The organism is Vibrio sp. SS-MA-C1-2 (assembly GCF_021513135.1).
Taxonomy (GTDB): domain Bacteria; phylum Pseudomonadota; class Gammaproteobacteria; order Enterobacterales; family Vibrionaceae.
Map to the genome: position 1 here is coordinate 2,571,259 of NZ_CP090981.1, position 24,666 is coordinate 2,595,924.

The following is a 24,666-nucleotide window of genomic DNA, read 5'->3' on the forward strand; positions in this document are numbered from 1 at the left end:
GCAATCGGTTGCGTAAAATGCGCGATCTAATAATAAATAAAATAAGGAAATCCTCATGGTATTGAAAAAATCTTTAGCTGCTATCGTTATTGGTGCAGCACTTCTTTCTGGATGTAATGATAATAATGACAACAATTCCTCCCCAAATAGTAATTCGGAAACGGTTTCAGAAGTTAAAGTAGCAACGTTTAACGTCTCTTTTGATCGTAGTAATTTTGAAGATCTTGCTAATCAAATGGTCATAACAAAGACTGAGCAAGATAGTCTTATTAACGAGTATGTAAACAATAAAGAAGAAATGGTTGAAAGCGACCAAACCACAGCTGCAAAAATTATTCAAATTCGCAATATCGCAGCAATTATTCAAACAAACAGACCTGATGTTTTATTAATCAATGAATTTAATAATGATGGTACTGGTGAAGACTTAACGGCCATTAATGGTTTTCAAGATAATTATTTAAGTATTCCTCAAAGTCCAAATAGTATTGATGGTGGCGATTTGCTTGAGCCTATTCAATACCCTTTCAAGAAGACTTTTGCGACAAATACTGGTTTACATACCGGTATGGATTTTGATAATGACGGTATTGTCAATGCAAATGATCCTGATGATACATTTGGGTTTGGTTTTTATCATGGTCAATATGCAATGGCTGTATTTTCCCGCTTTGAATTAGAGGACGACAGCTTAAGAACGTTCCAAACATTCAAATGGAAAGATATGCCAAGCGCAGAAAATCCAGTGATAAGTGTATGTGACGATTTATCAAACTCAGAACTTAAAGATGCAGTAGTCGGGCCATTAGCCTGTGGAGATAATTGGTACACCGATGAAGAGTGGGAGATTGTCCGTCTTTCATCTAAAAATCATGTTGATGTGACCGTAAACATACCGACAATTGAAGGTGATAAGCCCGTTCACTTATTACTATCACACCCTACCCCTGCTATTTTTGATACATATTCTAAGCACAATATGATGATGAACAGAGATGAAATTCAATTCTGGGCTGATTATATCAACGGTGAGTCTTATATGTATGATGACAATGGTGTGTATGGTGGTCTTTCTGAAGGTAACTCATTTATCATCTTAGGTGATCTAAATTCTGACCCTTATAATGGTGAGTCATACAATAATACCATCAAGTCATTGATAGACCATCACAACGTCAATACTCAAGCATCTAATGGAACATTAACGCCATCAAGTCAAGGTGGCTTAGAAGAAGATTATCAAGGCAATGAAAATGTTAATCTTGAAAATAACACGCTTACACCTTGGGCAACACGAGTTGACTTCAATATTCCATCAAGTGATTTAAATGTCACAGAAACTGGTGTGTATTGGCCAGCAGCAGGTGAACCTGGTCGACTACTTATGAATGATAGTCGCATTGGTTCGAATGGAACAGGCAAAGATATTTCTTCTGACCACCGTATGGTTTGGGTAAATATAGACTTAAATAATTAAATCATTAATTAAAATCAAATCAGGGTGTATTGCTTTAAGCTATACACCTTTTTTAAAGTCTTGTTACCCTAAAGACGCAATAGAACATCTTTCTTTGAATGAATATAAAACTGTGGCCAAATTTTCTTGACCACTACACCTGAAATACCGAACCAATCCACCAAATTAACTTACCAGCTCAAATAATAAGATCAAGTCTCCAACTTATAGGAGACCTGAGATGGCAATTCGACAGTTATGAGAGCAGCGGCATCACTCAACGTGTTTTCTGCGAACAGAGCGGACTAAACCTATCGCCGTTTTTTCAAAACCTCATCAACTTCAATAGGAAAACCAGCCAACGTCAGTTGGCTTTATCAAAGCAGAAGTCATAGAAAAGACAACAAAATATCAAGCAACTCCAATACCCATAGCCAATATCACTATTGTCGTGAATGATATTGAATTAAGCATTCCTCAAGGAACGCCAACTCACTACCTGGCAGAAGGGCTCATATGAAACGTATGCTCAGCGCCCCAGAGATTTATTTATATCGAAAAAGTGTCGATTTTAGAAAATCCATTAACGGCCTTGCCGCCATCATCGAAAGTGACACAAATTTACCGCTTCTCCGTGGTGCTCTTTTTTTATTTACTAATAAACAGCAAGATAAAATCAAAGTGCTGTATTGGGATGAAACCGGCTTTGCTCTTTGGTGTAAACGCCTGGAGAAAGCAAAATATAAATGGCTCTCAGCAGAGAAAAATTAAGTATTTCATTTGAGTCAATGTGAGCTTGATAGGTTGCTTTCTGGCTTCACGACCATCGGCCACAAAGTTATTGAAACAAACTATTTTACAATGAGTTAGCCAACAACAGAGTCATATAGACCAAGCGTTACCCTAATGATTTCAGTATAATAAATATCATGGAAAAGACGCCAAATATCAACCCAGAAAGTCAAGATATTACCGAGCTACAAGCGATGGTAAAAACGCTGATGTCGGAAAAAAGCAAATGGAGCCAAGAACGTCAATCGTGACTTGAACAACTCAGACTTGCTTTCGACCGTCAGTTCGCCAAACGTTCGGAGGCGTTAAAGACTTACAATGAATAACAAGGCGACCTCGTCAATGAGATCGAGTGCGAAGCCGCTAAGTACGAAGACGTTGAAGGTAACCACCACCATGGCAAGATGGGTTATCCAAGTCAGTAAGAAGTTCACTCCACTATATGCCGCCTTGAAAGAGCGTCTACTTCAACAAGTGGTAGTTCAAGCCGATGAGACGCCGCTCAATGACATTAATGAATGATAAACAATGTTACATGTGATTATATTGTTCAGGTGCCGACTCGCCCAGTGCAGCACTACCCAATGTAAAAAATATCGTCTTGTACGACTATCAAAATAGTCGCGCAAGGAGTGTGCCCAATGAATTTTCTTCTTGAGTGACTATCATTGCTATTTACAAACGGATGGTTATGGTGCTTATGATGGGCTTCATCAAGTAAGTAATGTGGGTTGTCTCGCTCATGCTCGGCGCCAGTTCATGGATGCGAAAAAGCTTCAAGGTAAAGGCAAAACGGGTAAAGCTGATATGGCTTTAGCTAAAATCCAAAAACTCTACGGGATAGAATCCCGCTTAAGAGGTGACACTGCTGACAAACGGAAAACCGAACGTCAACAATATGCCAAGCCAATACTGGATGACTATTTATGAATGGATGATAAATCAACAGGTAATAAAATCAAGTCCGTTAGGCAAGGCGATTAAGTACATATGTAAGTCAATGGCCGAAGCTTATTCGTTACATTGATGATGGTCACTTATCTATTGATAATAATCGCACTGAACGAGCCATTAAACCGTTGGTTATTGGTAGAAAAAACTGGTTGTTCTCTAACACACCCAATGGGGCTGATGCGAATGCAATGCTTTACAGCATTGTCGAAACCGCAAGAGCGAACACTCTTATCCTCTACGACTACTTGGTTAGGTGCATGAAAGAGTTAGCGAAAGCTGAACCAGATATTGATACACTCCAACCTGGGAATTTCAAACACTGACAAATTGCCTCGTAGGTTCATGGGCGCATCCGATTAAAATGAATTAAACTTTATTTTAATCAAGTGTAATCTATTCAAATCCATACCGGTTTGTGCCATAAAAAAGGCCAACTAAAATCATAGTTGGCCTCCGGTGTTAAACCTTATTCTTACTTAAATGAGTAAGACAGGTTAATATTTGCAGAGTCATCGTTGTAATCACCATTTGTTAGGTGGTTCCAAGATAGTTTAGTTTTCAATGCACCAGTAACATAACTTAAACCAACCTCTGAATTGAAGCGGTTATCATTATTTTCACCATATAGATCTTCTTTCGTTAATAGGTTACCGCCTGACACAGTTGTGTAATTCTCATCATCAGCAAAGTTATACATATAACTTACAGCAACAGATGGAATTAATTGCGCTTTGTTTGATAACGTAAAAGTATCTTCATAATGAGCAGATAAACCTAATTCTGTTTTATCTAAATCATTTGCATCATACTTCAAACCACCAAGGTAATAGCTATCCATGGTTGCACGACTAAAGTTAAAGATACCTTTAACAACTAAGCTACCATTTGTGTTGAAGTTAAAGTTATTCCCCAACGCTAAACGAGTATTAAAGCTGGTTCCACCTGGGTTACCATGCTGAACATCATCCATATCATAATTTGAGTATGCATACGTTCCGTTAGCTTCTAAGAATAAATCATTAACAAGCTTGTTATAAGCATAAACCGTGAATGAGTAGTTATCTGAACTTGAGTCTGGCTGAGTATTATAATCACTTGAGTTATCTGCATAAGTAAATGCGCCACCTAATGTTAAGTTCTCATTAACTGCAGCATCATAACCTACTGTGACACCACCACTATTGGTATCAGCATGCTGTGAAGAACCGTCTTGCTTACCACCTGTATAGTTCAACTGAGCCCATGCACCAGTATCAATGTTATTCGATAAATCATCGACACGATCACTGACATTGCTATCGATCATATTCAACATATACGTCGCAGTTTGTAATTCATTACGTGTATATTCGTTCGCATCAATACCATTGATTGTGTTTAACGATTTTCCAGTTATATTACCTTCATCATCGGTAGTGAACGTATAATCAGTACCTTCATTATTTAATGAGAATTGATTATCACCCAATGCATTAACGCCATATACCACACCAGATGTCGATGTTGCAGTTACTGATTGATTACCACCAGAACTACGAGTTTGTGTACCAGTTGTTGTTATCGAAGCAATGTTATAAGCATTTTCATTTAATTGCTTAGTCACTGTCCCCGTATTAGTAATGCTGTTTGTAAGCTTTTCTTGCTGCTCAGTACTCATATTTGCAAGAGCTTGACGATCAACAACTTCTCCATTTTCTGCTAAGAAGTGGGAGTCTGCACCAATCTCAATATTACCAGTATTATTGAACGAGCTATTGGTATTATCACTGTTAACATTCACAACAACAGAGTCATCACCATCAACAACAATATCGCCACTATTGGTGAAGCTGTTCGCATCACTATTAACGGAAGAGTCAGCATACTCTGTTGGTTGAGATGTAGCCGAAGTATCACCAAAGTTAACGGCTGCAGAGCCACTAGCCTCAACAGTAATATCTCCATTATTGGTTGCACTACCACCATCATGTAACTCAACAGCAACGGTATGATAAGCATCTTCTTCTGGGCTATCTAATGTAATAGAACCATTATTTGTTATTGTTGAGCCTGTTTCTGCGCTTGTCGCAACTGTATTCTCTTCTTCAACCGTAATATTTCCATCGTTAGTGAAGGCTGAATTATTCTCAACATCAACTGCAGTCATCTCAAGTGATGTACTATCATTTAATGACTCATCTTTAACAATGATTGTGCCTTCATTAGTAAATGATGATCCAGATACACTCTCATCCTTAGTTCCATCATCATTTGTTGTTGTACCATTATCACCGACTTCAATAATGTGAATATCACCATCTCCATCTTGGTCAATAGCGCTATCAACCGCTAATGTGTCATCTTTAGTATTTGTAACACCTGCTGTATCGACATTAATTGTTGAACTATCATTAAAATCACCGTTAACGATTGGTGCAGATGGGTTTAATGGTGTTTGCGGTACAACTGGTGTTGATGGTTCCAATGGTGTTTGTGATGTTTCAGCTTGCAAAGTACCATCTTCATTTAGTGTTAGTTTATAAACCGTACCATCTTCATCAGTTGCAAGGTAATTACCATCTTCGTCTTTTGTTAATGCATACTCGTCATTACTAGCTTTAGCTGTATAAGTTCCAGTACCGACTTCACCTGTTTCACCACCATTTGCTGTAACAGAGGTCACACCAAATTTGTTATCTTCATCATTTAACTGCTTAGTAATTTCACCGTAGTTTTTAAACTGCTCAGCAGTCATACCATGACTATCTTTTGCTACAATTGTGCCATCATCGTTAACGGTAAAGTCATCTTTAGTCACAGTTTGACCATCAACCATTAGAAGATGTGAATCAGCACCGATAGTGATAACGGCATCTTGATTGTCATCAGCTGTACCATTAGTGAAAGTACTGTTATGTGTCATAGAAACAGCAACAGAGTCTTTACCCGTTACGTTAATTTCACCGGTATTAGTTGCGGACGCACCTTTGAATACTTTCGCGTTATCTGAAATCGCTAATGAGCCATCTTCATTGCGATTTATCTGGACTTTACCATCAGTGACTGTAAAGCCATTTGCTGTAATTGCAGAGCCTAATCCATCCGGAGTAATCACCTCTCCAGTCATTGTTTGTAATTGATATGAATGTTCGTCTGTATCATTTGTACTACCAATACGTACAATGTTATATTCTATTGGGTCGCTTTGCCCGTCAACCGTTAAAGAGACCTGTAATGTATTTGATCCTGTTTCTTTACAAGCATTATCTAGGGCTGCAAGAACCTCATCTCCGCCTAATGTACCCTTCAATTCAGAGTTGATATCATCAAAACCTTGAATAGTTACATTAGTAATTTCACTACCATTATATTCAAGGCCATCATAAGATAAGCCAACTTTGACATAATTTAATAGCTGTTGAGCTGTTGAATTCGCATCAAATGTTGCAGAAAGCCATTGCTGTCCTGCTTCTGTTGCTGCACCATTGGAAGTATTGTTGCCATTATCATCAACACCATTCAACGCATTACCAGTTAAGCCTGCTTGTGCATCTACCGCATGCACATCAGTTCCCCACTGAACTGTATTTTTAACTACGTTAACTGCGCTTACTCGTTCGTTGCCAACCTGCATACCAACAGAGTTATCACCAGAAACATTGATTGTTCCTTGGTTATCGATAGTTCCCTCAGTGGTACTCAAGGTATTTATTGTTTTAATAACGCCACTTGCAACCTTCTGAGCTGTATCATGTCCTGTAAGTGCTAAATTCACCTTGTCACCAGTGAGGTCATCACCAGAGTTTAATGTATCTATCGAACTATTTACCACACCTCTTGCTGTAACAATTGCGGCTTGTCTCGCAGCTGCTGCTGGTTTCGATAAGTCTTCATTATTTGCCACATGATCAGAAGCCACATCTAACTTAGCATTAAGTCCATCACCAGAAAGCTCTGTTTTACCATGAGCCGACATACCAACAGAATTATCACCGTTTACGTTTATATCGCCAGAGTTCGTAGTTGTTGCACCATTAGCTGCTAGCATACCCGTAGTATGATCCGCATTTAAATTAATCGTACCTGTGTTATTTGCTTCGCTTTCTTCCCCACGAGCAACCATACCTGCGTTCCAACCATTATTACGGTCTTCGCGAGCTTGTGAGTTTATATTATGAGCAGCAATAATATAATTAAGGTTTTGTTGTGTGACATTTTCTGGGAAGTTAGGTACTTCAGATGGGTTTGCTTGCCAATTAACGAAGTCCATAAGACTCAAGCCAAATGAACCATCACTTTGATCTGCACTAAATGAAATTGAAATTGAATTTAATGTTTCGATTGCAGCTGCTTGTTCATCGGTCCCAAGGCTATCAATATAAGAAACAATATTTTGTGCTGCTACCTCTTGATCACCTTTTGATGCTCCCATATATGATGGGTAAGCTTGAATAAGAACATTATGTACAAGCTCATTTCTTGCTTCAATATCAGTCATGTCCGCAGCTGAATTAAGGAATGCAATCATGCCTTGAGTATCAGCTAAACCATAAACTAATTGAGCAGCAAGAGGTTTTTCACCTAAAGCAGCTTGAATTGTATTCGTTTGGTCTTCGGTCAAGGTCACATCTGAAATGATATTGGCTTGCTGATCGTTAACATCGATCGTACCGTTGTTTGTCGCAGTAGCACCATCTGTTGCAGACATACCTCGAGATAATGTTCCTTGAACGACAACATGACCATCATCACTATTTACAATGGTTTTATTCTCACCATTAGCTTGCATTGCTGTTGATGCTATAGCATTTGTTGTGATAGTTCCTGAGTTAGTTGCCGTAATATCACCAGAACCATCTCCACCGTTTTCTGGGTTATAACAATTTTCAGATGCGTCTGTTTTACAGTCTGTCGTATTTAGCTGAACACCAAAAGAGCCTGCACCATTAACATTAATGTTACCATTATTATTAATCTCAGTATTGCCTTCACTACTTGATTCGTTCGCAATGCCGGTTTGAGATAGTCCATTAACATTAATGTCAGTATTTGAATCTAATGTTGCGCCAGAATTCACTAAAATAGCGGTCTTAGCAACACCATTAAAATTGATATCCCCGTCTAATGTCACATCTTGATTTTCACCAATATTTAATACATTTTTTTTATTTTCACCAACAGTCGTAGTATTACTAGTAATTGTATAATCACCAGAGTTTTGAATATTTGCAGTTACCTGCCCATTGCTTGAATCAGGTACAATAGTACCTGTTGCGTTATTAGTAATTAAAGTATTAGTTGTTGTATCCGCATAAACAGGAGAAGAAAGAACGGCGGCAATCGATAAAGCAAGAAGTGTTTTATTAGTCATAAATGGATCTCTAAAAGTTGAAAGCATTAAAGAAATCCGTTTCTTTGTCATATTGTCTGCTTGTTATCAGCAATAAAAGGAATCTACATTTATAAAGATATTTGCACAATATTACATCATATGAAACCAGTATAATTACTAGGGAACTTTATTTGATAATGCGATTTAATCAGCAGATACACAAAAATACGATAAATAGTATTGACTACACTTGATTTGGTTGTTCAATTATCACCCAATGCATTATAAAACGTTTGTCTGCTGCAACTTAATCTCTCCACTATTTGCGACTTAGGCACGCCTTTTTCATTTAGATCAAAAATTTGCCTGTGTAGCTCACTATTCGTCTTTCGACCTAAATGTTTACCTTCAGCTTTTGCTCTATCTTCATTACAACGATCAAGAGTACGCTTTCTCTCTATTTCAGCAAATGCACTGATTGTTGGCTCTTCGACGTTTCAAGTGGATTTGAGTTAAAATATGTACCTCCTAAATAGGCTCCAATACTAGGTCTAGTCACATTGTTATGGTAGCTAAATTTGGTCACATCGTTAGATGTTATTAGAATGAGATGTATTAAGCAGAGTGCCTTCATTTATAACTTGATAGAACACTCCTCTAAAAAACTATTGGGCAATTTCTTGTTATGACTCTGCACCAAGCATTAATCTGATGATTCGATTAAACAAAGCCTACCGCCAGTGCTTCTCACTTCTGGTGGGTCAGAAAGAAAAATAGCGTTAACAGTAAAATTGGCTTCATTACTTAAACATATCGAGAACTATTTTTATTCCTCGACCTAATATTTCCCCCAATTCAATTATTCCCTATACCTCAAAAAGCGCCTCTTTACTCGTCCATCTTCAATTGAGTCAAAAAGAAGAGTTAAAACGCTCTGACTAATCATCATTGCATCAAACTATTTTCTTAAACCGCAAAAATGGGTCGCTTAAATGGCTTTTACACCATTTCACTATTCTAAAATCAAATATAAAAGAAGGCTAATCATTGCTCAGGGGCAAAATAAACTTGTCGAGTATTAGGTTGTCATCCTAGTAACCGTTTATTTCCCCTTGGTTTTGAAACGATAATATTAACCATAGAGGTCAAGTTATGATAAATGTCATCACTATAAAGAAGAAAAACAGCATCAAGTACGGGAAAAAGTCTTTGATGCTTTACCTATATACCCTAAAGCAAGCGTTACTTTCACTTCTACTGATTTTCAAATCAGCGATTCATATGACTCATCATAGAGCAATAGGTTGTATTGAGCACTCTGTCATAAAATTAACGCTCATTTTCAACCGAAGAACTCAAGAAAAAAAACGAAATCGAGCAAAAAATGCCGGGGGCGTACCAGCTGAGGGCTATAAAGTCGTTTTAGCACTGATCAATGCATTAAAAGAATTAAAACCACGATCATCAAATAAACGCCCTAATCAACCGACAGAATTGAGCGCAGAATACCTATATTTTATCTATCTTTGGATCACGGGATCGATTAATTCATTATCGTCTCCTGCTGATATTCCAGACCTTATTGTTGTAACAGGTGCTGATAGTTGCCAACCTCATCGTTTACGACGGATGTACCGCTCAAATAAACGATGGATAGAATATGCGATGACCTTTCAAACGCGTAACGGAGAATTGTCTCAATGGCAGCCCCTTCCATCTGCAATTGTTCATCTATTTATTGCATGGATAGATAAACACAACACACTCACCTTAAGCAAAATAGAAAAAGAGAATCTATTTAATGCATTAAAAGTGAAAAAATGGCGTGCGCCTTCTCCTATCAATAATATTGTGCGCCTAAAAAAAGATCTGTTTTTTGATTACATGATAAAACAAACAAGGATGGATCCTTACTTATCCACGCCCGTGAAAGATATTTTATTAAATGGTCGATTACATCACCGATATGCTATTTATTATCAGTCACTAAATAGTAATCAAATCCGTTATGACTTATTTCAAGCTCATGAGGCGTACCTAAATCGATTAGTCCCCTATATAAATGATACCAAATGTGCTGACTATCGAGACTTTTCCATGGCTGATCATAAAAGGCTGCCTATCTTAGCCGTTGGCGTTGAGTTTCCTACACACCTATCTAAAAAAGGCGAAATCCTCGCTTATAATAGAATGAATTTCGACAGCACATGGCAAATGGAAGCAATACCTGCACTGCAACATGGTTCTATTCGAGCCTTATCTCAAGAAAATTTAACCTCTTTTTTTAACTTCATTCGTCAGGATATAGAACGATATCGCCCCAAAAAAGCGCAATCTATCGATGAGTTAAGGGAGTATTATAATGCACGAACTTTTGAGCTGGGGTTGTTATTTGTTCTTTTAACAGGGGCAAGACCAAACCATCATATTACTTTCAATATACATAGCTGCTTTGAAATAAAAAGCGCGCTCATTAAAGATAAAGGACGAGAGCGACTCATTTACCTTTGCGACTATTTAGCATCTGCGATTAATGATTATTTGCTCGTTCAACATCAGCTTCTCAAGAAAATGAGTATCGATAAAACACAGCTTAAAACCCGCCATTTAATGTGGTACCTCATTAATGACGATAATGACGGCATTCCATTAACAGCGAAAACGTTAAGAGAATACATGAATGACGCATGGCAACGTTGCTTTCCTAATACAAAAGCAAAAGTGGTTCCTTATCAACTACGTCATAGCTTTGCTCAACACGCCTTGTTAGCTTCAGCACCTCGTCTTCCTACACAACAAATCGACTATTTAATGGGGCACTTTGAACAAGGTGAAGGTATTGAGGATTATTATGCAACACCAAAAATACAACATAAACTCATGGAACACTTAAATCGATGGCCCGAGCGCCTTAACCTTCCATCATGCTATTCGCCTAAAAAAAGTAAGAATCATGCGCGATAATAGCGATTACCAACCATGGAGCTTGATATATCTATGTTTAAGATTTCAAGCTTCATGGTTATGGCTTAGCTTAACGGGAGTGAGTAAACAAACGAATCAATCTAGCCCATAGCTAGCGCGTTGTTATGAGCAAGTATTCAGTACCAAATAGAACTTTATGAAAATACTAAACATTCCCCCAATAAGGTAATCGTTAGCTCGTGATGTGACTCAATTACATTTTCGACGAGTTGTTTGTAATATAGAAAAGCTTAAAGCCAAATCGCCAGCACAATACTGCTCTCTGACTTTGTTTAGGTTCATTTCCGAGATTCTTTAGGTCTTGGACAAACACAATACAATCCCCTTTATCGACTTTCTTTTGACAAAAATATCCACTTTTCATTCTTCGCTCACATTCTCCTGCCAAACAAGTATTCGATCAAAAACATCTTTGAGAAATTAGTTGCCAAGTTCACGATGAAATAGAGTCACCAACATGATATGTCCATCTCGTTGATAGCGATAAAATCTACCGTCAGTGTTTCGCACTTTTATTGGATCAGAAAGAAGAATCATCTTTACCCTATTCACTCTCATGATGACATTATCACCTCAATACTACTCTTCTTTTTCGACCTCATTTTTCACCTCACGTCGATGATTACCTTTAAATCAAAAAAGCCGCTGATTTCTCGTAAAACACCTTATTAATCGATTTTTTGAATCAAAAAGAAGAAATCAATCGATTTTTTGAAGAATTATTTTCTTAAACCGCAAAAATGGGTCGCTTATTTCGGCTTTTGCCCATATGCCCTATCTAGAATTAAATAGAAGACAAAATATTTAGGCACCACTTGAGTGCTGTTTTTAAGTGAAAAGAAGAGAAGAGGATGACAAATGATGAATGCGAAAAATACAACAAAACAAGTTTATGCGTATTGTCATTCGAGAACTCAAATATCGATTACTCAAGATTGCATTCATTTCATATTAAGTTTGATAAATGATGTTTGCCAAACAAGCGGCTCAATATCTCAACATGATCTCATCAATATCAAAAGAAACTTAGCGCAGATGACAAGGGGGCAATATGATGCAAAGCAGAGCCTTAATATCATACTGCGTTACCTTGAACAACACGGTGGCTGGAAGGTCGACAGATCACGATTAAACACGAATCAAGATGGACAAGGTGGTTTTATACAGAGCATTTATCAACAAAGTGCGTTGGCCTCAAACATCAATGCTATTTATAAAGATATGTCTGCATTGCAGTATACGTCGCGTGATAATGATAACCTCGCTTGGCTCTTACTCACCATTATGATTGATGGCTTACCCTTTCCAATCCATTACTGGTGTGAATTTCTTAGTAACGATGATGACATCATCACGTTTAATGGACAGTTCATCATTTTATTTTACCATCCTAAAGGGCTCTCTTATTTTCCAAAACATGAACCCCAGAGCTATACAAGTGTGACTGTATCTCCTCTTGTCGCAAGAGCCATTTCAAATTGGAAATCCAAAGAGAACCATACCGTCACCATCAAACACGCACTAAATGCACTCAATCAATGCTATCAACAATATTTTCCATCGCAAGTTAAGCTCTCGGCCTCAAAATGGAATAAAGCCTTTCAATGTCTTGCTAAGCATAATTTCCACTTACCACCTGAGATGTTAAAAGATCACTCAGATCCTTTGCGACATACCAGTGAGTTACTCAATGAAATGAAGCGCCAGGCGTCCAAAGACATCGCTAATATCGCATCACTCGATGATATAGATTTCTTTGCACAGCCTCAATTTGCACCGCGTGAAGATAGAGTAAAAATCGCGTCACATCGAAATTGGCCTCATAACAAACGTATTAAACAATTAAAAGATTCAAGTCTGACTCAATCAGCAATCCCATTACTGGATAAAAATAATATCACGCCCATTCTATTGCTGGAGTACATAGACGATCTGATTGAACATGGCGGAATAAGAAAAAGCCAACTTGCTAGCAGTTCAATACAACGCTATACACAAATAGCAAAAGTGCTTGCCGAAAACCCACTGAGTTACGATGTCGCGTCTCAACATCAAACATTACAACAATGGGCCAAAATGGTCTTTGATAACGTTGATTCACCGATGGATCGTTATCATCTTTATCAATTTTTCTGCTTTATGACACAAAATAGCATGACAGAACACCTCGATTTGAATGCTTTTAAGAAACCCACGCCAAATATCATTGTTGATGCCCTCTCATTAAGTATTGATGACGTTCACCAAATTATAGAGGTGCTTCTCAGTGCCAAGGCGCAACCCCTGCAAATTCTCTTTTCAATCAGCACGGTCATTTTAGCTTTTTATGGAAAGCTTCGACGAGGTGAAGTGCTTCGTTTACGCATCAAGGATATCTATTGTATCCATGAAAAAGGTCAAGCGTTTCACTTGGTCATCACCAATACCGATGAGGGAACAACAAAGGGCAATAAAACCAGAGAGGTGCATGTTGTGATGCCAGAGATAGCCGCTCAGATCATTCGCTCGATACTTCTAATAAAACAAACGTGCCCACGCAATACGCCATTAATTAGCCTCATGGGAGAAAACATGGCCTCACGTGAGCGTCACTACTTACAACCGGTGAGTCGCGCCATGAAATATCTGTTTGGTAAAAAAGCACGTTTTCAACACTTTCGTCATTCCGGTGCAAAGTTAATGTACCAACAAGGATTCTCATTGATAAACAATGCGGTTCCAGATGAGTGGTTAGAAGCGAAAGGAAAATATACTCGCGACTTTCTTACTATTGATATGGCAGAAAAGCGTTTTAACTTCTGGCTTGATAATCGAGATTTTGATGATCTGAATCACTCCATTTTATTTGACTTGATGAGTAAAGAGATCGGACACACTTATTATGCGACAACTCGATTATCCTATTTACATGGACTTGAGTGGGTCACCCCTGTTTTTGTTTCTTCATCACGGCACTATACGCATGCACAGCTTAGGTATATTCTCGACCTTTCTCCCGCATCCAATGATGTCTCTCGTATTATTGGCCAGCTCGATCCTCATTATAAAACACTCTCAACTCAAGAGAAGAAATCTTACTCTTCTCTCATTAATGATAAAGATCTTATTGAGAGGATCAGTAAAAAGATGCCATCGGTTAAACCCGATATTCTCAACAATAAAAATGATCATCATAAAGATACCGTTGACCATGATCATTGGCGAAAACAATGGGTATCAACGCTCGCGCCTCACTCTGAACAACATGAGACATTCCCACCTTTTATGTGGCAAAACGGACCCAACGTCAAACGTGTTATAGATAATACCTTGAGCTTTGAGGATTTCAGTCACGCATGGCATGTTTTTGGAAAGCATAAAGAGATTCATTTCACAAAAACACAATGGTATGCCTTACAGCAACTTGGCCACCTGTCCTTAAAAGAAGATAAAGAAGATACCGCGATCTTTTGTTGCCCATGTAATCAAAAAACACTCACCGCTTTAACGCTATTAAGGGTTTCCCCATTAGCGTTTAAAGCCAGCTTTACCTTATATCAAAACCGTAAACAAACAGGGAGTCACAAGTGGGAGATCATTAATGAACAATTTAAAAAAAGAGGTGAAATATGCCATAGAAACATCATCGCAACGGGAAAGAGTTATCTTGAAATGACGATTAAGTTAGAAAGTAAATTAGCTCGCCAATTCGAAATCACCCCTGTCTCCATCACACCTTTTATCGATTGGTGGAACAAAAATATTGACTCATTACGCAAATAATAAGGAAGCACTATGCAACAGCTTAATTTTCCAATCCATATGTATTCCAGTATAAAATCGATGTGTAAATCAACACCTCGAGATGAAAAAAACATGTTTATCTCTTTCATAATTAGTGAGGATAAGATTTACATGATTGGTGGTCAGAGTGATAATTTATTCATGTTCACACTAGAAAAAGAAGCCGATCTCCCTTTTCTTGGTGAAGGGTTTTCTATTGAGGCGACCGCTTTTCGTAGTTGGTTAGAGCAACAAGACACCACAACGCTAAATAATCAGTTCCTTACTTTAAATATTTTAGAAAACCATTTAGAGGTAGGGTTTCAGCTTCAAGGAACCACCAAGTTTGAATCGATTCGCTTTTTTAAAAACCTGCCGCTTTGCGAAAAACATGTCCATTTCTTCAAAAACTATAATCAAAGTCCACGATATAAAATTAAACGTTCAACTTTAAATGAAATAATTAAAATCGCCGCACAACATCCCTCTTTTGATGTCATTGAGATCACAAAAGAAAATAAAATCAATATATTAGTCGGTAAAAGTATTCATTCTGAAGATCATCCATCAGATCTTGAATTAGAAACCAACTTAATGTTAACCCCAAATATCATTAATCATATCCAAGCAGCATTACAACAAAATCGCCAAGACGATTTAGACATCTATTGTAATGATGAGCAATTAGTGTATTCGAACAGTGAAATGACCTTTACATTATCATCAGCAGAGGTTCGTATATATAAAGAGCTCAAAAAAACGTCGGGCAAAAAAGTGTCTACACTGATATTAAGTAATTCTGTCTTACGCGATGAAATTGCAGCTCTCCTCAAAATGGGAGAAGTAAAAAAAGAAGGTTATATTTTCCTGTATGTTAGTGAAGGCAATGTCTGTTTACTTAGTTCAACGGTTTCAACAGGTTCAGCGATAGCACTTCCAATCGTAGAAATAAAAACAGCTAAAGAAGGGTTATACTGTATCTCTTTGAACCAACTCAGTAATATACCCATTCAAAAAATCACAGGAAAAAATAATATCAAGCTAACGATTTTAGAAAAAAACCAAAATGATTACTATCTTGCTTTTTATCATTATAAAAAACCCGAGCACCCGCATCGCCTTGTACCGGTAGAGTCAGTTCCTCATCTTATTCCAGAAGTACGTCCATTAATAGAATCTACAATTCAGCAACCTAAGAATCGATTTGGTGAGCAAGTTGATATGTTTGGTTTGGATGATGTGTGAGTAACATGATGTGCTGCGTATCAAAAATTAGTCTTATAGGCTCAATTAACTTAAAGAAGATTTAGTGAATTTCTAAAGTTAATTGAGTCATAGGCTAAGTCATGAATGAACATACGAGAAATAATCGATATTTTAAAACAGCTCTCAGTTTTAAAAAAACATCAGCAATTCTAAACGTATTTCTCTCAATTGATTGACTTGTTATGTCGATTGGTTACCGCTAAAATAACCAATACAAAGACCACTTAAGAGACCGATTATATGACCACTAGAATTTTGGCTGATGTTGCCGCAAGCATTACTGAGTTGAAAGCTAACCCTATGAAAGTTGCAACTAGTGCTTATGGTGAACCTGTTGCTGTATTGAACCGAAATGAGCCTGTATTTTATTGCGTACCTGCCGAAGCATATGAAATGATGATGGACAAACTCGAAGATTTTGAACTATTAGCCCTTGCTAAAGAACGTGAAGATGAAGAAAGCATTTCGGTAAACATTGATGACCTATAAACTCGATTTTAAAAAGAGCGCATTAAAAGAGTGGAAAAAGCTTGGTTCAACCTTACAACAGCAATTTAAGAAAAAGTTAATCGAGCGCTTAGATAATCCACACGTCCCTGCTTCAAAACTATCTGGAGCTGATAGTTTGTATAAAATTAAGCTGCGCCAATCGGGCTACCGCCTAGTCTACAAAGTTGAAGACGATGTTATAATCGTAACCGTCTTAGCAGTCGGAAAACGCGAACGTAGCGAAGTTTACCGTAAAGCGATAAAAAGATTAGATGATTGAGTACGGTATAGACACAATAGATTTGAGATAAAACATGAGACCTATAGTAAGGTTTCAGTAAATTTAAATTCACCAATGATGAATATTCACAAATCGAAAGTAGAGCGCTCGAAAATTAAAAATGTTCATAATTAATTTCAAACTTTGTTGTCACATTCTTGAGAAGTAGCCACATTAATAGAACCTAAGATCATGAAAAAGTTGCCTTACAGAGCCCCTTTTTGCTTCATTCCCTCTTTTAATGTTTACCAAGGAAAATTAGATTAGCGTAATTATAATGATTGAAGAATGTAATGTCGAAAACTGAACAGAGTGCGGATATTAATCGAAGAAAATAAGATAACAGTGCTAATTTAGAGTGTGCAGTTAACTTACATTTAGACACGACTGTTATAGCCACACTCAAATTACCATAAATTTGGGTAGTTCTATTTTAGGAATACCCAAAAATAGAACTTATAGCGGAAAACCTCGGCTAGAGCCGTCAGGCATTTCAATATCAATCCTTAATTTGCACCCAGCGGCCTCAATATAACGCTTTAGTGTTAAAAGACGTGCATCTTTGCCTTTCTTTTCTAAGCTTGCAATTGTAGGTTGAGTCACCCCCATAGCCTCTGCTATTTGAACTTAAGATTTTTCAGTTAATTCACGTAATTCAGCAAGTCTGAGATCTAGGAGCATATTTTCAGCTTTGATCTTGGCTTCTTTCAAAACATGAGAAGATAACTTTTTATCTAATTCACTAAGAGGTTTACTTTTTTTAGCCATATCTTATAACTCCTCTAAATGCTCGTCATATTCGGCATCAGCGATAGGTATCATTTTCTTATAGAAACGTTTATCACCCGTTTTATCACCACCACACAACACAATCCCAGTTCTTTCAGGATCAAACACATAAAATACTCGTATAGGCTTACCATTACTTTGAACTCTCAATTCTTTCATATTCTTATGCTTGAACCGTTTAAAGTATCGGCATTAGGCCTACCTAGTTGCACTCCTTTATCTTGGACTGACTTCTCCCCACTCCTTGGGCGAGGCTTTACGCACTATTAGGTAAAAGAGCCTGTACTTTATACGTACATACTCCCTGTCTACCAGCTATACAGGGGGAGTACCTATCTAACTTAGAGTGAGTTATTCTGAAAAGAATAGGTATAACTGAAGCTAGTTAGGCTCATTCCCATCAATGCCATCAACATAAAAATACTCTTCTGAGGGTATTCGTGAGTCATCACCTTTACCTTTCATTTGAATTGAACCATCCATCATTAAAGCAGCTAATCCTGTAGTAGTCCCATAAATAGCGATAACATTATTATTACTATCACCAATTTGTTGATAGCCCCCCGCTTGAGTAAGTCCCCAGGTAATAAGTACCCCATCATCTCGAAAGCCCCCCAAAACACCATAATCTGTAGAGAGAAGCTTTGTTATATTATAAAGTTCATTATTCATCGATCCAGTACTGCCACACATTGTAAATTTGCCATTATGATTAGATGCAGTTTGACCATTACCCCAACTTATAACACTTCCATCTTCCCTTAAAGCTGCTATACATGCATTACTAGCAATAATATCGATAACAGGAATCACACCATTTATCTCATCATCAACCGATGAGGATGATGTGCATGAATATGCATTATATGAAATACAATTGTCTCCACCATATGGCACACTTCCCCAAGAAATTACGGAGCCATTTGATCTTAAGGCAGAAAAAGCACCATCAGAAGCCACTATCTTTACAACTTTTTGATAATCATACTCTGCAGAAAGTTCACTTTGCTTATCATCTGGTATTTCAACATCACCCCATGAAACTACTGAACCATCTTCCATTATGGAAGCAAAAGCATCATTACTTGCAAATACCTGTAAAATTGATTGAGCAGTTAACTTATCATGTACTACAGATATATCTGCTCCAGAATTTGAGCTACCCCATGTTAATACATCATTATTAGCAAGCACCGCTAAAAATGCTCCCTGTGTTGCATAAGCATTTATAATACTTCTTGAGGTTAAATCAATAAAATCACCACCAAAAGAAGGGTCCCCCCAAGATATAATTGAACCATCAGATCTAATTGCTGAAAATGCAAACTGATTACTAATTATCTTAACAACAGGGTTATCTCCATTTAATTGTTCAATAACTGCACTCGCATCACCACCATAATTAGGGTTCCCCCATACAATTACAGATCCATCATCACGTAGTGCTGCAAAAGCATAATCAGTCGAAACAATGTTAAGAACAGGAACATCTCCATTTAATTGTTCAAAAACCGCACTTATATCGCCTCCGGAAGCAGGACTCCCCCATGAAAACACACTTCCGTCACTTTGGATGGAGGAAAAAGCTGAATAAGTTGATACTATTTTTTGAGAAGGCAGCAGTGAATTACTATTTGTTGTATTATTTACATCTGCACCATAAGTTGCTTTTCCCCATGCAGTTACATGTCCATTATTAGCTAATGCTGCAAATGCATAAGTAGTAGACTGAATATTAGCAACATCATAGAAGTCAGATTTGCTCTCATCTAAAGGATAAGCATCTTCACTGTCAATTACACCGTCATTATCATCATCAGTATCAATAACATCAGCAGCACCATCTTTATCCGTATCTACTAAACACACTCCATCAACAAGAGCAAAACCATCAGTACAGGTTGATGGAGTAACTGGTACTGAAGGAATTGAGACAGATAAATCTTTATCCAATGGAAATGCATCATCTATATCAAGCACACCATCATTATCATCATCAGTATCGATAACATCAGCAACACCATCTTTATCTGTATCAAGTGAGCACACTCCATTTGCAAGAGCAAATCCATCAGCACACGTTGATGGACCAATTGGTGTCGACGGTACCGACTCGGATAAATCTTTATCTAGTGGAAATGCATCTTCATTATCATTAACTCCATCACCATCGGTATCTGCATTTAATGAATTAGTACCATTTTTCTGCTCATCAATATCACTTACGCCGTCATTATCATCATCAGTATCAATAACATCAGCAACCCCATCTTTATCTGTGTCGACGGAACATTGACCTTGAGCATTAGGTGCAAACCCTTCAGAACATGTTGATGGGCCAATCGGTGTCGAAGGAATCGACTCGGATAAGTCTTTATCTAGTGGAAATGCATCGTCATTATCATTAACCCCATCGCCATCAGTATCAAGCATCAATGAATCTGTTCCAGTTTCTTGTTCAGCAATATCACTAAGACCATCATTATCATCATCAGTATCTACTACATCAGCCTGTCCATCATTATCAGTATCAATCCCACATATTCCACTGATATATGCATAACCTTGTAAACAGCTTCCATTATCACTTGGTACAAACAACGGACTCTGATCTGAAAAATCATCACCTGTAGCATTAATATGCTCAATGGAATTCTTAATCGTTTGATTTACGGCACGGATAGATTGGTTAAACTCTGAATCAGCCGATTCATCAACGACCAACATCAATTCATCTTGTGTCTTAGGTAAAACGCCTGACGCAACAATATTCTCTGCTGCATATTGAACATCTGAATAACCATTTGAAATGTAGTCACCTAAAATTTCGTCAGAAGCAAGACCTAAACTGCCTGCAACAGCTTCAATAGCATTGCTTTGAATTTCTTGTCTTTGCGCTTGATCCTCAGATCCCGTAAGACTTTGCTGCGTATCAATATCAACCAATGTAGATAAAGGTGTAATAGCACTTTGACCAGCAGAAGCAACTAAAAAGAAGTCTTGAGCAACAGACTGCTCAGTACTTTCATCAACTGTCATTCCAATTTTAGATTCTGCAATAAGTGGGTAGTTTTCTGGGCTTTCAATCCCTGTCACATCTAGGGATGCTTGACCGCCAGCGCCTGAAATAGCCGTAGGTTCATCGTTATCTTGCATATAGTTATGATTTAAATCTAACCAAACATTTGCATTCGTCAGGTAACCGTCAATAACAGTGGCATTTAAAAGTTGGTGGTCACCAGAATTTGCACTTGTATCACTAGAGGAGCTACCTCCACTATCACAAGCAGATAGTAATAATGCTGCAATAAGAACAGCGAACTTTGAGTTGGATAATTGTGTCATCTTATCAATCATTGAGCAAAAAATAGGCGCGAATTATACACAAAACAATCAAAAAGAAAATAGAGCACAAACACTAAAATGCAGTTTATATGAACTTTGCATTATATCTGCGATATAATGCTCATTTTAGACTTTATTCATCGTAGTTTGAGCGATGAATTGAATGTAAACGAGTATAGAGCGCTTCCACAGTTCCTATGCAAGTACGTTCAACTCAATAATATTAGATAGTTTATAGTATGATAGACAACTAACCGTAATACAGAATCTAATTTAAACTACACAATATGAAAAAGGTAAGACAACATAGCGTTTGAAATTTTGGTGGTGAAGCCTAGCTTAGAATTAAGAATAACAATGAAAAAACCTACCGCCAGTGCTTCGCACTTCTGGTGGGTCAGAAAGAAAAATAGTGTTCACAGTAAGATCAGCTTCATCACTTAAACATATTGAGGACTATTTTTATTTCTCGACCTGATTCATGGTTATCAAAAAAGTATTCAGCCCTAAAGACGCACGAAGACGTCTTTATTTATATATGAAAACAATGTTAATTGGGATAGTTTAACTTTCCACTCTCTTTACACTATCCCTCTTAATTAAAATAGGGTGGAACTCTCGAGAAATCTCAGAACTAAATCCATTCAATGAAATTAATGTTGCATTAGAAGCCATACTTTCAATCGGGTTTCTAATCGTAGTTAAAGCCGGAGAAAAATAACATTGAGGTAAAATATCATCAAACCCCACAATCGATATTTCATTTGGTATATCAATATCATGAGATTTAAACACTTGCATCGCTGCTGCGGCAAAGTAATCATTATAAGAAACTATAGCAGTAACGGGTAACCCTTTATTTAATAGGTTACTTGCTGCAATCACTCCGCCATTATCACCAAAAGGAGCTTCTTCGACCCAATCAGGATTAACAGTCAACCCCGCACTCTCTAAAGCACGACAATATCCATCAAAACGAAGTGTTTTATCATCAATTTCTGCTTCACAAGAAATATAGGCAATTCGAGTGTGCCCTTGTTCTATCAGGTGAAGAGTTGCAAGGTATGTCCCTTCTGAGTTATCTAACCAAACACACTGCTTTTCTATTTGTTTTATATATCGGTTAACAATCGTGAGTGTTGGGATCTTCTTTGCATACTCAATAAGCTGTGAATCACTTAAGCCTTTACTGTGTAAAATAATATTTTTACACCCTTTGCTAAGAAGAAATTCAATCGCATTAATTTCTTCTTCTGCAATGTAGTTAGTATTAATCACCAACATCATTTTGTTGTGTTTCTTAACGACTTTTTCGACACCTTGACTCAATAAGCCATAGAAAGGAGAGTTTAATTTACTAATCACTAAACCAACGGTATCTGAACTTTGGTTAATCGTCAGTCTTTGATTTCCAGATACGGTATACCCGACTTCTTTCATCGCTTGTTCAACAGCATCTACAGTATGAAACAATACTTTACTTGAACCATTGATCACTCTTGATACCGTCGCGGTGGAAACGCCAGCTCTTTGGGCGACTTTCTTTATCGTTGTCATAAACTCTCCATGTAAATTACATTGGGTTACATAATATTACATTAGTGAATCTCGTCACAGAATGCTTAATTATCCTCATGTACTATGCAGCACAGACACTCATAATAACAAACATTGGATGTAAATTACATGGACAATTCTAAAGCAACACCATCAACAACACTAGCCTTGCTACCTATTGGTACAATGCTTCTATTTTTAGTCGTTGGTTATGGCCTCTTTGGTTTACCGATCGAGTCATTACTTATCGCTTCTGCCATTGTCGCATCTACAGTCGCCTGGAAGCTCGGTTACACATGGAACGAAATTCAAGATGCAATCATCAATCGCCTTGCTAAAGCATTACCCGCAGTATTTATTCTTGTATTAGTCGGTGGTTTGATTGGTAGCTGGATGATTGGCGGCACAATTCCAATGCTTGTATATTACGGTCTAGATGTTATTAGTCCTGAATACCTTATTTTAACTTCATTTTTAGTTACAAGCTTGGTTTCACTGTGTACTGGTACATCTTGGGGATCTGCAGGTACTGTTGGTGTGGCATTAATGGGTGTTGCAGCTGGTATGGAAGCTAATCTTGCCGCTGTTGCTGGTGCTGTTGTTTCTGGTGCCTACTTTGGGGATAAAATTTCACCGTTGTCTGATTCAACTAACTTTGCTCCTGTTGTTGCTGGCACAACACTTTATGCACATATTCAACATATGCTTTGGACAACAATCCCTGCATTTCTATTAGCTGCAACTGTCTTTTTCTTTGCTGGTGATAGCTCAGTTTCAGCAGCAACACCTGAAAAAATCACAGCGATTCTTGCAAATTTAGACCAACTATTCAGCTTAAATATTCTTTTACTTCTTCCTCCAATGATCATCTTATTTGGTGCAATTCGTAAACTACCAACAATTCCACTAATGATCCTAGCAATCGTAGTTGCTATATTAAATGCAGTCATTTTCCAAGGCTTTGAGTTAGTTGTCGCGCTTAAAGCAACATTAGGTGGTTTCAATGCATCAATGTTTGAAAGTGCAGGTCTTGGCTCTATAAATATCGTGAGCGACGTATTAACTCTTGTTAATCGTGGTGGTATGTCTTCGATGATGGGTGTCGTACTGCTTGTTTTCTGTGCATTCTCTTTTGCCGGAGCGCTTTCTCTTACTGGTGGTCTGCAAGTATTAGTTAATTTATTGGCTAAAGGCATCAAAGGAACAGCTAGTCTTATTAACGCAACAATTGTCACGACGATTACGGTAGTATGTACAACATCAGATGGCAAACTCGCTCTATTAATTCCATCAGAATTATTCCGTGATACTTACAAAAAAATGAATCTTGATGCTAAAAACCTATCTCGTACTATCGAAGATGCGGGTACAGTCATTGAACCTTTAGTTCCATGGACCAATGCCGGTGTATTCATGGCGGCAACACTGGGTGTATCAACCTTAGATTACCTACCTTGGGCCATTCAAAACTATGCGGGCGTGATTTTCGCTATGATTTGGGCATCAACAGGCTTTGGTATCGCAAAATTAAAAAACACGGATAAAGAAAATAAAAAATCAGAACAAAAGCCGAGTGTCGCTTAATCTTATAACGAGAAGAAAAGCTCTCTTTAGCAAATAATCTATGAATCAATATAAAAGAGAGAGTCTATGCTCTCTCTTTTCTCATTATCAGCTTAC

The 24,666-nt window shown here is 37.6% G+C and carries 15 protein-coding genes and 3 pseudogenes; 11 read left to right on the forward strand and 7 right to left on the reverse strand.

What is annotated here, in order from left to right:
• The first annotated feature begins 55 nt into the window (after window positions 1-55).
• The 5 genes and pseudogenes from L0B53_RS16065 to L0B53_RS19455 form a co-directional block, all read left to right on the forward strand.
• Window positions 56-1,477, forward strand: a complete 1,422-nt coding sequence (locus L0B53_RS16065) for an endonuclease/exonuclease/phosphatase family protein (protein WP_235060614.1) — start codon at window positions 56-58, stop codon at window positions 1,475-1,477.
• Window positions 1,478-1,683: 206 nt separating this feature from the next.
• Window positions 1,684-1,976: pseudogene (locus L0B53_RS16070) on the forward strand (IS66 family insertion sequence element accessory protein TnpB).
• On the forward strand, window positions 1,973-2,227 hold the full coding sequence (gene tnpB / locus L0B53_RS16075) for an IS66 family insertion sequence element accessory protein TnpB (protein WP_235060615.1): 255 nt from the start codon (window positions 1,973-1,975) through the stop codon (window positions 2,225-2,227). The pseudogene L0B53_RS16070 and the gene tnpB overlap by 4 nt, the downstream one beginning before the upstream one ends.
• A 417-nt stretch (window positions 2,228-2,644) precedes the next feature.
• Window positions 2,645-3,178 (forward strand): annotated as a pseudogene (locus L0B53_RS19450) (transposase).
• Window positions 3,179-3,246: 68 nt separating this feature from the next.
• A pseudogene (locus tag L0B53_RS19455) lies at window positions 3,247-3,525 on the forward strand (transposase); the annotation flags it as partial.
• Window positions 3,526-3,674: 149 nt separating this feature from the next.
• On the opposite strand, the gene L0B53_RS16085 reads toward L0B53_RS19455, so the two are convergent.
• Complete coding sequence (locus tag L0B53_RS16085) at window positions 3,675-8,552, reverse strand: autotransporter domain-containing protein (RefSeq protein ID WP_235060616.1); 4,878 nt, start codon at window positions 8,550-8,552, stop codon at window positions 3,675-3,677.
• Between the two features lie 224 nt (window positions 8,553-8,776).
• Complete coding sequence (locus tag L0B53_RS19460) at window positions 8,777-8,992, reverse strand: helix-turn-helix domain-containing protein (protein WP_311197325.1); 216 nt, start codon at window positions 8,990-8,992, stop codon at window positions 8,777-8,779.
• Window positions 8,993-9,665: 673 nt separating this feature from the next.
• Between L0B53_RS19460 and L0B53_RS16095 the strand changes: the two genes are divergently transcribed.
• The 5 genes from L0B53_RS16095 to L0B53_RS16115 all read left to right on the forward strand — a co-directional run bounded on the left by L0B53_RS16095 (window position 9,666) and on the right by L0B53_RS16115 (window position 17,295).
• Window positions 9,666-11,477 carry a site-specific integrase gene (locus L0B53_RS16095; RefSeq protein ID WP_235060617.1) on the forward strand — a complete coding sequence of 604 codons (1,812 nt, stop codon included), beginning with the start codon at window positions 9,666-9,668 and terminating at the stop codon, window positions 11,475-11,477.
• Window positions 11,478-12,356: 879 nt separating this feature from the next.
• On the forward strand, window positions 12,357-15,260 hold the full coding sequence (locus L0B53_RS16100) for a site-specific integrase (protein ID WP_235060618.1): 2,904 nt from the start codon (window positions 12,357-12,359) through the stop codon (window positions 15,258-15,260).
• A gap of 12 nt (window positions 15,261-15,272) precedes the next feature.
• On the forward strand, window positions 15,273-16,505 hold the full coding sequence (locus L0B53_RS16105; RefSeq protein WP_235060619.1) for a hypothetical protein: 1,233 nt from the start codon (window positions 15,273-15,275) through the stop codon (window positions 16,503-16,505).
• A gap of 261 nt (window positions 16,506-16,766) precedes the next feature.
• Complete coding sequence (locus tag L0B53_RS16110; RefSeq protein WP_235060620.1) at window positions 16,767-17,015, forward strand: type II toxin-antitoxin system Phd/YefM family antitoxin; 249 nt, start codon at window positions 16,767-16,769, stop codon at window positions 17,013-17,015.
• On the forward strand, window positions 17,005-17,295 hold the full coding sequence (locus tag L0B53_RS16115; RefSeq protein WP_235060621.1) for a type II toxin-antitoxin system RelE/ParE family toxin: 291 nt from the start codon (window positions 17,005-17,007) through the stop codon (window positions 17,293-17,295). Before L0B53_RS16110 ends, L0B53_RS16115 begins: the two co-directional genes overlap by 11 nt.
• 456 nt (window positions 17,296-17,751) lie before the next feature.
• On the opposite strand, the gene L0B53_RS16120 is transcribed toward L0B53_RS16115, so the two are convergent.
• The 5 genes from L0B53_RS16120 to L0B53_RS16140 all read right to left on the reverse strand — a co-directional run bounded on the left by L0B53_RS16120 (window position 17,752) and on the right by L0B53_RS16140 (window position 22,986).
• Entirely contained in the window at window positions 17,752-17,916 is a 165-nt protein-coding gene (locus L0B53_RS16120) for a helix-turn-helix domain-containing protein (RefSeq protein ID WP_260115594.1), read from the reverse strand.
• A gap of 6 nt (window positions 17,917-17,922) precedes the next feature.
• Complete coding sequence (locus L0B53_RS16125) at window positions 17,923-18,063, reverse strand: hypothetical protein (protein WP_235060623.1); 141 nt, start codon at window positions 18,061-18,063, stop codon at window positions 17,923-17,925.
• Between the two features lie 3 nt (window positions 18,064-18,066).
• On the reverse strand, window positions 18,067-18,243 hold the full coding sequence (locus tag L0B53_RS16130) for a type II toxin-antitoxin system RelE/ParE family toxin (protein WP_235060624.1): 177 nt from the start codon (window positions 18,241-18,243) through the stop codon (window positions 18,067-18,069).
• 222 nt (window positions 18,244-18,465) lie between these two features.
• A complete protein-coding gene (locus L0B53_RS16135) occupies window positions 18,466-21,429 on the reverse strand; it encodes a hypothetical protein (RefSeq protein ID WP_235060625.1) in 2,964 nt (987 codons plus the stop codon).
• A 564-nt stretch (window positions 21,430-21,993) separates the two neighbouring features.
• Window positions 21,994-22,986, reverse strand: coding sequence for a substrate-binding domain-containing protein (locus L0B53_RS16140; RefSeq protein ID WP_235060626.1), 993 nt, complete (start codon window positions 22,984-22,986; stop codon window positions 21,994-21,996).
• A gap of 129 nt (window positions 22,987-23,115) precedes the next feature.
• Between L0B53_RS16140 and nhaC the strand changes: the two genes are divergently transcribed.
• Entirely contained in the window at window positions 23,116-24,570 is a 1,455-nt protein-coding gene (gene nhaC, locus L0B53_RS16145) for a Na+/H+ antiporter NhaC (RefSeq protein ID WP_235060627.1), read from the forward strand.
• The last annotated feature ends 96 nt before the right edge of the window (window positions 24,571-24,666 follow it).